The sequence below is a fragment of the Streptomyces lanatus genome (assembly GCF_014655715.1).
GTDB classification, from domain to species: Bacteria; Actinomycetota; Actinomycetes; order Streptomycetales; family Streptomycetaceae; genus Streptomyces; species Streptomyces lanatus.
Window position 1 is genome coordinate 15,042 of record NZ_BNBM01000023.1, and the last position, 11,197, is coordinate 26,238.

An 11,197-nucleotide genomic window follows, 5' to 3' on the forward strand; every position below is an offset into this window, starting at 1 on the left:
CGAGATCACAGCGCACAGCCCGCCCGGGGGACAGAACACGCGTGCGGGGCGCTCGTACGGCCGGAGGTGAGCAGTGGCACAGCGGATGCGGCCTCTGACCTACCGGCAGCCTCTGGTGGACGGCGAGTCGACCGGCTCCTTCGTGACCCGGCTGGCAGCCCGTCACGGGCAGTCCGTCAGCCACCTTCTGGGCACCGTGGGCGAGGGGCGCTCCGCCGCCGGCGTCAGCCCGTGGGAGAGCGAGCTGTACGTCAACCGGGCGGCTCGCCAGCGGCTGGCGGAGATGGCCGGGCGCCCGCTGGATCAGCTGATGCGGGCGCTGGTGAGCCTGCGGGACGAGCATCTGCTGCCCGACGGGTCGGGCGCTCCGCAGTACCAGTGGCCGTGGCGCCCGCACAGCGGGTTCCTGGTGCGCGGGTGTGCGCTGTGCGCGGCTCGTCACGGGGTGCTTGACCCGGTGTGGCTGATCCGGCCGGACCCCTGGCACATCTGCGTGCGGCACGGCCGCTTCTACGACAATTCGCGCGAAGACCGGGCTTCCTTCATCGACCTGGCACCGGGCCCGCACGTCATCCAGGCCGAGCGGCGTCGGCTGCGGCTGGTGGGTGCCGGCCCGGTGGGCCGTCTGCTGGTCGCTGATGCCTTCGGCGTCCTGGCACACGAGGTCGTGGCCATGCACCTGCCCCGCCTGGGCAGCAGCCGCACCGCGCCCCTGCATCTGCTGCCCGTCGCAGTCCGCGTCGCTACCCGGATGGCTCGTCTTGAACGGCGCCGTCTGGAGCACCGGCTGCGGCCCGACGAGCACCAGCACTGGCGCGACCAGGTGGTCAGGGATCTGGGCTGGCGGCTGGGGATGGCTTTGGACGAGTGGAGCCGGCTCCACCCGCCGCTCCAAGGCCGCCGGCCCGATCTCTCACCGCGCTGGCAGCAGGCGCCGGGCTCCCCGCACCGGGACGTGCCGGAGATGGCCTCCGTCGACAAGCTGACCTGTGTCCCGTGGAGGGTGCTGTCCAGTGGCCGCCTCCCCCGCCCCTACGGCTGACCAGGCGCCGAGGCGGCCAAGGCCGACGGCCGCCCTCCTTTTGCACGTCGAGACCCCGAACGAGGCGCGGCGATGACACCAGTCCACCTGTCGGCGGGAACGCATGCCTCCCCGCGTGCGCCGCGCGCCCTGCCCCAGAGGATCGGCTTCCTGAGAGGGGAGACGAACGGCTCATATGTGCAGCGCCTGGCCTGGGCCAATGGGCTGGAGACGGCCGCGCTGCTGCAGCGGCTGGGCTCCGGCCCGGCCGATCCGGTGCAGCCGGGCGAGGCGGAGCTGCGTCTCAACGCCGCCGCGCGGGAGCGGCTGTCCGCCTTGGCTGGCTGCCCCACCGCGCGTCTGCAGCGGGCCCTGCGCGGCCTGCGCGACCTCCTGCTGGCCGAGCCCTCGACGGCGGCCTGGACCTGGGAGGAGCCCTCGTCGAAAGGGCCCTGTTTGCTGCAGGGCTGCCCTGGGTGCGCGGCCGCGAAAGGCGCGGACCGCCCGGTCTTCATCCGGTCCGATCTGCCGTGGCAGGTGTGCCGGCGGCACGGCCGCTGGCTGGGCACTACCCCGGAGCAGGAGGCCACCCGGGCGGTATTGCGCGGCCGGATGCCGCTGCTGCTCGGGGCGGAGCGGCAGCGGATCCGCTTCGAGCGACAACTGGGCAGCAGGGGCCGGATCCTGTTCGCCGACGCGCTCAGCGCCTGCGCCTACTGGTGGAACAACCCGCGTCTGTCCCTGCCGGTGTGGATCGAACGGCAGCTGCCGTTCCCCACCCTCGACTACGGTGCGCCGTTTCCCGCCCTCGTCGTGATCTACCCGGAGGTCGTGCAGTTGGCGCGGATGTTCGCGCAGCAGGACCCGCCCGGCCGGCTGGACCCGGGTGCGTGGGAGCGGCAGATGCGCCGCCTCTTCCGCTCCTGGGGGAGCCCGTTCGAGTTCGACGAGGTGCGGCTACCGATCGAACTGTGGCTGCACCGGCATCGCAGCCACACGCCGACGACGGCCCGGGCGCCGCGCTGGCACCCGTCGGCGGGGCTGGCGCGGGCTCTGTCCGAGTGCGTTCCACAGCGCTTCCCCGCAACCGCCGCCGACGCGCAGGCGGTGTGGGGAGCACGGTCATGCCTGCCATTCAGATACGGCCGCGGGATGGGAGTCCTGCCGCGCGCAAGACGCACAGACATCCTGCATCTGCGCCCCTTCTCCGACCCGGTCGACGGGGTGGGCTGGGAGATGCTGTCGCAGCCTCGGCCCGGGCGTGAAACGCCAGATCCGCGCCGCCTGCTCTGAACAAGCGAGCGGATGACCGTGCCCGACCGCGCCTGAGTACCGGGGCAGGCCGCCGGCACGCGCGGCCTGTCGCCTAGCATCGGCTGCCAGCATCGCTCCCGCCGCTGCCTGCGGGATGACAGATGCGGAAGGGGCGCCCTGGCCGATGGACATACAGGTGCAGTACCGCAGCGCGGCAGGCCGCACCTGCCGCGACGAGCCGGCCGGGCTGCGGGGCGTGCCGCTCGAGGAGCGGCAGCCGCTGTCCGAGCCGCGCGCCTACAAAGGCCGCGGCTCCATCCTGACCAAGTGGGCCTCGGCCACGACCGGGCAGGTGGTGTGGTGCGCGAGCACGGTGCAGATGGACGCGGCGATGCTCCTGGACTTCGATGCGGACATCGTCTGCTTCCAGTCCCGCGTGGTGCAGGTGCACTGGGAACTGGACGGCCGGCGCGGCACCGTGGAGCCGGCGTTCGTCGCCCGCACCCGCGACGAACGCCGACTGGTCTTCGCGCACACGCCCCGCGACGAGACAGGCATGGAGGAGCGGGTGCTGCAACAGGCCGCCGAGGGGGCGGGCTGGGAAGTGCGCCCGCTTCAGGTACCGCACGGCGTGCTGCGGGACTCGCTGGAAGGCGCCGCGCACTTCAGCGGCCAGGAGTTCGCCGCCGACGATCACGTCCGCCGGGTGCTGCTGGAGGTGTTCGCCGTGCCGCGCCCGCTGCAGGCCGGCGCGGCCGCCTCGGGCCTCGGCCTGAAGGCGGCCGGATACGCCTGGCACCTGGTGTGGACGGGCGAGTTGACATGGGACTGGACCAAGCCGCTGCTGCCCACCTCGCCGGTGTGGGTCAGCCAGGCGGCTCCCGCTGAGGAGGTGTAACCGATGGCGACTGCCGCGATGCAGACGGACACGGAAAAGCAGGCCGGGCTCCGGCTGGGAGCGAGACTGCGCTGGCGGGGCGGCACCTACCGGGTGCTGGTGCTGCAGGGCGAGGAGGTGCAGCTGGGCTGCCTGGATGAGGACGGGGCGGACGCCCGCGCCCTGGTCTCGGCCGTGGTCGGCGCCGACGACTTCGCCCTCCTCGATGACGACCTGCAGGAACTCGAGAAGGAGCAGGTGGCGGACACCAGCGGCCTGTCCGTCTTGCCGGAGGCCGAGTTGAAGCTGGTGCGGGACTGGGAACGCCACCTGCGGGAGGTCGACGACGGGGTCCCCCCGGATGCCGAGGAGGGCACGGTGCCGCGCCCCGGCTACGACCCCGGCCACTTCACCGTGCGCCAGCGTCTGGCCGCCAAGGCCGCGGAGATGAAGACGCTGGGCTTTAGGCATGCCTCGGCCGGCACGATCGAGCGGCGCAGGCGCGCGTATCAGGCGCGCGGGGTGTTCGGGCTGATCCGCGAGATCGTGCCGGGCTCGCCCTGGGGGCGCACCGACGAGCGGGTGGTCAAGCTGCTACTGGCGGAGGTCAAGGCCGGGCTCGGGGAATCCGACGGGGACGCCAGCCGGCTGTACGGGCGGCTGCAGGCCGCCGTGTGGCGCGAACACGAGGCCGACTACGACTCATTGATGATCTCCCGGGCCACCTTCTACCGGCTGCTGGGCCGGCTGGGCATCAACGTGGCCTCCCTGCACTGGCCCACCGACCGGCGGCTGGACGAGGCCAACGGTGCCGTGCCCCCGTACACGCCGACCCTGGCGCGGCGGCTGGGCGAGCAGGTGCAGATCGACTCCACCGGCCTGGACATCATCGCGGTCGGCGACGACGGACGGCCCGTCCAGGTGGAACTGACCGCGGCGATCGACGTGGCCTCCCGGACCATCATCGGCGCGATGATCGTGCCGAAGGTGCCGGGCCGCGGCCCCCGGGGGCGGCGGCTGGGTGGACGCGCCACCCGCTCCTTCGACGCGGTGCTCATGCTGGCCCAGGCCCTGGCCCCGATGCCGGCCCGGCCCGGCTGGTCGCCGCGGGCGCTGGCGGAGCACTCCGAGATGCCGTACGCGGATCTGGTGGCGTGCGACCCGCGGATGGCCGGGGCGGCCGCCCGGCCGGTGATCCGCCCGCGGATGGTCGTCGTCGACCACGGCAAGATCTTCAACAGTGAGCATTTCGACGACGTGTGCCGGATGCTGCACATCAAGGTCCGCCCGGCCCGGGAGCGCACCGCCACCGACAAGGCCATCATCGAGAGCACCTTCAACGCGATCAAGCGGCGGTTCTCGCAGTACGTGGCCGGCTACACCGGCTCCGACCTGAGGCGGCGCGGCAAGCACGTGACCGAGGGGCCGCTGTGGAGCCTGAACGAGCTGCAGGACCTGCTCAATGAGTGGATTGCCCTGGACTGGCAGCAAAAGCCGCATGACGGGCTGCGCAGCCCGTACCTGCCCGGCCTGACGATCAGCCCGAACCGCATGTACGCCGCGCTGGTGGCCGCCGAGGGCCATGTGCCGCTCGTGCTCACCCCGCACCAGAACCGCAAGCTGCTGCCGTTCAACCACCTGAAGGTGACGGACAAGGGCGTCAGGATCGGCAACCGCACCTACAACAGCGAGGCCCTGCAGGAGTACAAGAACCGGCACACCGGGATCCCCGGGCAGGGCAGGCGCTGGCAGATCCGCTACAGCCCCTACGCCCCGCGGTTCGTGTGGCTGTGGGACCACCACAAGGACGACTGGGTGGAGGCGGAGTTCATCCACCAGCGGCTCGTCGGCGACGACTGGACCGAGTGGACCTGGGAGCAGGCCACCCTCAACGTGCTCGAGGACGGCGGCCGCAGGGAAGACCAGCGGCGTATCGCCCGCGAGGTGTCCCGTCTGCGCGAGCGGGCCCGGCGCGGCCCGGACCCCGACGCCCCGCGGGCGCCGCAGCTGTTCACCGGCCCGGCCCTGGACCTGGACGTGCCGGTGGCCGACCCGTACGAGGGCATCCCCGACCCTGATCCCGCCACCGTGGTGCGGGCACCCAGGCTGGCCAATCCCGCCGAGGACATCCTGCACGCCGCCCAGCCCGCCCCCGCCACGCCCGCGCCCCGGCCGCAGACAGAAGCCCGGTCGCAGGCGGATCCTGTGCCGGCGGACACCGATCACGCGGCGGACACCGACAACCATTCGCGGATACCCGCCCAGCCGTACCGGACAGGCGTCCTCAGCCTGCGGGGCGGCGCGGCCGAGGTGTTCGCCCTCACCCAGCCCTCCACCCCCCATCCGGCCACCGCCCTGGGCACCGACGGGCCCGGCGACGAAGAAGACGGAGAAGAACCGTGAGCCGTGAAGAACTGATCCGCGCCTTCGGCAGCGGCGTGGCCGAGGCCGTCACCCAGCCCATCGACCCGCCGCTGCTGACCACCCGGGAGGGCTGGGACCTGGCAGCCTCCCGCCGTCTGGCCCCGCCCGCACGCGCCGACTGGGCCCCCAAGGGCACCAAGGTCGGCCCCCGCGATCCCCGCCTCGTCTACCACGCCGAGATGCTGCCCGTCGTCACCCCGGCCTTGTGGCGGGGCCTGCTGGATGCACGGCGCCGGTTGCGCAAGAACCGCTTCCACAGCGTCGGCCGCGCCACGGACATGATCATCGACGGGGACCGAGGCACCGGCAAGTCCACCCTCCTGGTGCAGATCGGCCGCGGCTACCAGGGCCTGATCGAATCAGACCTGGGCCCCGACCCCAACCGCATCCCCGTCATCCACATCACCGTCCCACCGGAACGGGAAAGCAATCTGCACTGGTCACTGCCCTTCGCCGAGTTCCTCGGCCTCAACCACACCCTCAACCCGCACGACCGCAACCGGCGCACCGCCGACATGACCGAACCCGTCGCCCACGTGATGCGCCAGGCGAGGACCCGGCTGGTCCTCATCGACGGCATCAACCGCATCGAGGACAACGAGATCGCGGCCGCGTTCAGCTACTTCGAATCCTTGCAGGACCGCACCAACGTCACGTTCGTCTTCTGCGGCACCGGCGCCCGCGAGATCATCCACGAGGCCCGCTACGACAAGCGGCGCAAGAACCTGCCCGACGTGGTCAAGGGCAAGACCTACTTCAGCGACCTGCCGATGCTGTGGGCCGGGGTCATCCCCTACGGCGAGGCCTGGCACAGCGTCGTGCGGGGCTTCGAGGAGGACCTGTGCCTGTACGACCACAAGCCCGAATCCCTGCTGAAACTCTCCAAGTACCTGCATCAGCGCACCGGCGGCTACATCGCCTCCCTCAACGACCTGATCTGCCAGGCCGCGCAGGAAACCATCGAAACCTGCACCGAGACCGGCACGGAGGCCATCACCAAGCAACTCCTGGACGACATCCGCATCGGCCGCGGCGACAGCCGCTGATCCGCTGGCGTTCGCCGCCCCGCGTCCTCGCGCACAGGCCGCGGACAGCCAGGGCCGGACGCCTCCCGTCCGCGTGACACCCGTTCACGGCACCGCGCCCAGCGCAGGGGCCAGTCACACGTCCCGACCGCCCGGGGCAGCCTCCTCACGTCGGCGCACGACGCCTCCGATGATCAGGATGGCGTGGCGGGACCACGCCGCGTGGCAGCTGTCTCACACCGCCTTGATCCAGCCGTGAGCGGCGTCCCCGCGCCTGCGGCAGCGCCCCGGTGTACCGCAGAACTCGCAGGTGGCCGTGGACTGCGCCTCGGCCGCGGCAAGCAGGCCCCGTACCTCGGGATGCACGGCGGCGACGAGGTGGATGCGGACGCCGCCGAGCTTCTCCTTCAGGTCGGCGATCCGGTAGTCCGGTTCACGGGCGACGAGTTGCTCGTGCAGCCGCAGGAGCAGGGGGTGCCAGCCCGGCCCGACCACGTGCAGCCGGTCCGGCAGCTGGTGTCCGGGAGCACCGGTCCCGGTCCGGTCATTTTGCATTGGTCTGTCCTTCCGCACTGGCGCGTCGGCCGCTACGCATCGGTGCACCCCGTGCGAGGTGGTGTCGCGCAGCTCAGCGCGCTCTGACCAATGTTCAAGCCATCTGGTCTGCCCTCGGCTCGAGCACGGCTCTGCCGCTGTTCCTTCTGCGGAGGGGCCGGCGCGGCTTGGCTCGCTGTCCGAGTGCTCGTCTCAGCGGTCTTGGTGGGTGAACCAGTTCTGTTCGCGGGCCACATCCTGCAGGTGGGAGGCGTCGGAGGCCAGAGCTGAGCGTTCGGCTGCTGCGACGGCGGCCAGGACCCATTCGACTGGGTAGTCGAATGGTGCGTCAAGGATGGCAGTGACAGCTTCGGGGGCGTTGTTGAGGACGTCGCTGCGCACGTGGAGCGGCTCCCCGAAGGGCCCTTGCGAGTAGGGGCCGTAAGCTCTCAGCCCCTCCATCAGCTGCGGCGTAAGGAAGTGTGACGCCCGTTCGGTCAGGGCGTGCAGGGCCGGCCAGGCAGAGCTGCCGTAGCGAGCCATGTCGATCAGTACCGACTCGTCCAGGGCAGCAAGCCCCTTGCTGGGGACGTAATGGGTGAGGAGGTTGACGGTGGCCAGGCTCCGATCGGCAGCGGCAACCAGAACAGCTTCTTGCAGGGGTCGTGCCGAGGTCGTGGCGCCCAGCCGGCTGGAGCTCAGGCGCAGTGCGGACAGCATCTCGTCCGGGATCTGGCTGATGGCGTCGTCCACGTGTTCAAGGTGCTCGAGAAGGGTGTCCTGGGTGGCGGTGCTGAGCAGTGCCAGTACCCAGACCGCACGCGACAGCGGGTCGGTGTAGGTGGTGAAGGTGTTCGTCCACCATGTCGGGTCCGCGCGATTGCGACGTATTTCTTGCAGCAGGCGCCCGTAGTCGGGGCGGAGCCCGAAGCATTCGGAGTCCCGGGTGAGGTCTCCTCCGGTCAGGAACGTTTTGGGATTGGCGGCGGCTCCGATGATGGCGATCTCGGCGGCCAGCCAGCATGGTCCGAACAGTTCGCTGACGGCGCGGGCGGTGTTGCCCCAGATTGATGTGGTGTTTGCCTGCCCTGCGGTGTTCTTCGCCTTCTGCTGCAGGAGGGCGAAGCGGGGGTCCCTGTCGCGAAGACGGCGGAATGCGCCGTGCCGGTGGTGCTGCGGGGCCCAGATGGTCTCTCGCCCGTCTGCGGTATCCGGCTGTTCCCATGCCTTGCGTATGTAGTAGTCGGGGCGAAGTACGCGCAGTACGTCTCCCACGTAGCCGGGGCAGAGGTGGGTGATGTCGCTGGCGTGGCCGTCGAGGACGGCGCGGAGAAGTGTGTGTTCTGCCGGGGAGTCAGGTTCCGCCACAGCTCCGGCGGCGAGGGCCGCGGCTGCGGTGGCCGGGTCGGCCAGGGCGAGGCGGTTGACGACCGCGGCGCCGACGCGGGCCAGGCTCTGGGTGGGTGCGGCGATCTCCAACCAGGTGCGCTCATTTTCGGTACCGGCTGCCGCGAGCATGTGGTGCTGCCACCAAGCGTCGAACTTGGCGGGGTCATCCAGACGCGACGCGAGCTGGATGCGTTCGGCTGTCGCCCGGGAGACAGGTTCCTTCTCGACGAGCGCTCTCAGTCCGGCCGCCAAGCGGTGTCCGCCGCGGTCTCCGGCTACTTCTGGGAGTTCGTGCATGTAGGTGGCGCTGTGGTGGATGAGGCGGACGCTCAGATCATCGAGGAAGAGCTCCGCGGCCCGGTTCTGCGAGCGCTTGCGTCCGACGAACACGCCGTCAGCCAGCAGGTTCCAGGCAGCCATGCGGACCTGGTTGGGGTGCAGGCGGGCCTCGCGCTCCTCCTCCAGCGCCTCCACCATGCCGCCGAGTTCGTTGGGATTGGCGAATCCGGCGTAGAAGCGCAGGGTGTTGAGCCAGTATCCGCGCCGGACCATGTTGCGCAGCACCTCGCCGGTGTCGAAGCCTCGCTGGTCGGCACCCGCGTACTCGTAGAGGTAGCGGGCTGCGAAGTACTCACGCAGCGGCTGCACGTCGAACTCGAAGGTTCCCTGCACCTTGCTCGTGAGGGCCCAGACCCGGTCGGTGACGGCGGTGAACAAGTCGGTGAACATCGACTCGTCCTTGTCGACGTCGAACAGGTAGTTCATGACCGCTTTGAGTAGTTCGCGGGTCGGCATCTGGCCGTTGCCGTTCTCCGCTTCGGCACGTGCCTGCAGATGCCATCCCAAGAACGCTGTGACCTCCTCCAGGTCGGCGCGGTGTTCGTGGACTGTCGCCGACTTCTCCGCCTCCCTGTCCAGGAAGGTCTCCATGTAGGAGGTGTACAGCGCGGTGCGACTGTTGGGCACGGAGTTGGCGCGCCGCTGCATCAGGAACAACAGGATCGTCAGCTGCATGGGGTTGTCTGCCAGCTGGGCGATGTGCGGCTCGGCGGAGCGCTGTCTGAACGTCCGCTCCAGCTCGACCAGATCGGGGCCTGATATGTCTCGGGCTCGCGCCCATTTATGCAGGTAGGTGTTGCGCAGTTCAGGACTGAGGCGGGTGAGCGCGATGGTCTCGAACAGGTTCTCGGACGGTTCGGCCAGTTCTGACGCGTTGGGCCGGGTGGTGACAATCAACTGGGCGTTGAGCGCGGTGCGCAGCCGGGCGGTGAAGTTGTCGATCTCGCTGACGACGCGCTTGCGCGTGCTGGGGCTGGCGACTTCATCGAGCCCGTCGAGGACCACCAGGACGGGCAGTCGGCCCAGAAGATCGTGCACCGTCGCGGCGTCGGCGGGCAGCCCTCCGCCGTGGGCCGTGAAGAACGCGGCAAGGAATTGTTCGAGTTGTCCGTCGCGGCGCAGTCGTTTCTTGACCGCGCCCATGTCGTCGGCGAAGGGGTCCTGCCCTGCCAGCCAGGCCGCGTAGTCGTGCAGGTCGATACGCAGTGCGATACGCGGGTCGGCGGGCTGTTCCGGCGCGGCCGGGCCGATGGCGGACTCGTCGGCTTCGCTGAGGTAGGCCGCGCGGTGGCGCTGGCACAGGTACTGGCTCAGCGTGGACTTGCCCTGGCCGGGCTCGCCGCGCACCAGGGTGAACGGACGGTCGGCGCGCATCAGGTAGCGGGCGGCCCCGGCCAGGTCGGCAGAGTCCTGGCCGAGGTCCAGCGATCCGGGCAGGGGTCGGCGCAGGTTGCTCGGTTCGGAGACACGGGTGGCGCCGACGTCGACGAACAGGTCGTCGAGGTTGTGGGTGGTCAGTTCGACCTGCTTGAACTTGACCTTGGAGTCTTCCTCCCACTGCGTGGCAATCACCTTCATCACCAGGGTGCGCAGGTCCTGGTGCTGGGCAGCTGCCCGGGCGCCGTGGATGAAGTACCGCACCAGGTCGTGGCCGGCCAGCATGTCGGCGTAGGCCCACTTCAGTTCGGTGGGCGCGGCATCGACGCGCGCGTCGATGTCGGAGCGCCACCACACCTGCATGGGGATGTTGAAGTCGCGTTTGAACCGGGTGAGTTCGGCGTCCAGGCGGTCCATGCTGCCCCGCCCCGGGACGGCCGTGCCGGCGACGGAGGTGATGAGCACGTACCGGGTTGCGCCGGCACGCACCAGTCGGCGAATGTTGTCCGCCTCCTCCTTCACCGCGGCGCTGAGCCAGGAGACCGGGTTCTGGGCGGCCTTGCTGGTCCATTTCACCTGGTAGACGACGGCTTCGGCGCCGTCGGTGCGGGTCATATCCCGGCCGCCGTCGGAGTGCCCGACCGGGTAGCAGCGGGCGTCGGGGTGGACGTGGGCAAGGAGGGCCGCGCACAGGCGCTGGAAGTTCTTCTCCGTCAGCCGCTCGTAGAGATAGTTGCCCTGCCCCGTGCTGGCGTCCGCCATGCTGCTCCCCCCGACTCGAACTTCCCGTGCAGGTACAGAAGCGACAAGCCTAGACGGCGCCTGTGACAACGGCGGCGCCGCGAAGCAGCGCGACGCAAGGCATGGCCACGGGGTCAGCGCGGGACGGTAGTTGGGTGCGGCCGACGTCACACGACTTCCGAATCACTTTAGGAATATTTCATGTTAATGTTTTGA

The 11,197-nt window shown here is 70.2% G+C and carries 7 protein-coding genes; 5 read left to right on the forward strand and 2 right to left on the reverse strand.

The features are described 5' to 3' along the window. The first annotated feature begins 85 nt into the window (after window positions 1–85). From IE325_RS40305 to IE325_RS40325, 5 genes are all read left to right on the forward strand, one after another. Window positions 86–1,042, forward strand: coding sequence for a TniQ family protein (locus IE325_RS40305; RefSeq protein ID WP_190075161.1), 957 nt, complete (start codon window positions 86–88; stop codon window positions 1,040–1,042). A gap of 72 nt (window positions 1,043–1,114) precedes the next feature. Continuing rightward, window positions 1,115–2,314: a TniQ family protein gene (locus IE325_RS40310; protein WP_190075162.1), complete on the forward strand. Its 1,200-nt coding sequence runs from the start codon at window positions 1,115–1,117 to the stop codon at window positions 2,312–2,314. Between the two features lie 145 nt (window positions 2,315–2,459). After that, window positions 2,460–3,173: a hypothetical protein gene (locus IE325_RS40315; RefSeq protein ID WP_190075163.1), complete on the forward strand. Its 714-nt coding sequence runs from the start codon at window positions 2,460–2,462 to the stop codon at window positions 3,171–3,173. 3 nt (window positions 3,174–3,176) lie between these two features. After that, window positions 3,177–5,555, forward strand: coding sequence for a Mu transposase C-terminal domain-containing protein (locus IE325_RS40320; protein WP_190075164.1), 2,379 nt, complete (start codon window positions 3,177–3,179; stop codon window positions 5,553–5,555). Further along, a complete protein-coding gene (locus tag IE325_RS40325) occupies window positions 5,552–6,622 on the forward strand; it encodes an ATP-binding protein (protein ID WP_190075165.1) in 1,071 nt (356 codons plus the stop codon). Before IE325_RS40320 ends, IE325_RS40325 begins: the two co-directional genes overlap by 4 nt. 213 nt (window positions 6,623–6,835) lie before the next feature. Here IE325_RS40325 and IE325_RS40330 read toward each other — a convergent pair whose 3' ends face one another. Together IE325_RS40330 and IE325_RS40335 are read right to left on the reverse strand one after the other, a co-directional pair. Beyond that, entirely contained in the window at window positions 6,836–7,156 is a 321-nt protein-coding gene (locus IE325_RS40330) for a TraR/DksA family transcriptional regulator (RefSeq protein WP_190075166.1), read from the reverse strand. 192 nt (window positions 7,157–7,348) lie between these two features. Then, window positions 7,349–11,152: an NACHT domain-containing protein gene (locus IE325_RS40335; protein WP_190075167.1), complete on the reverse strand. Its 3,804-nt coding sequence runs from the start codon at window positions 11,150–11,152 to the stop codon at window positions 7,349–7,351. Between the last annotated feature and the right edge of the window lie 45 nt (window positions 11,153–11,197).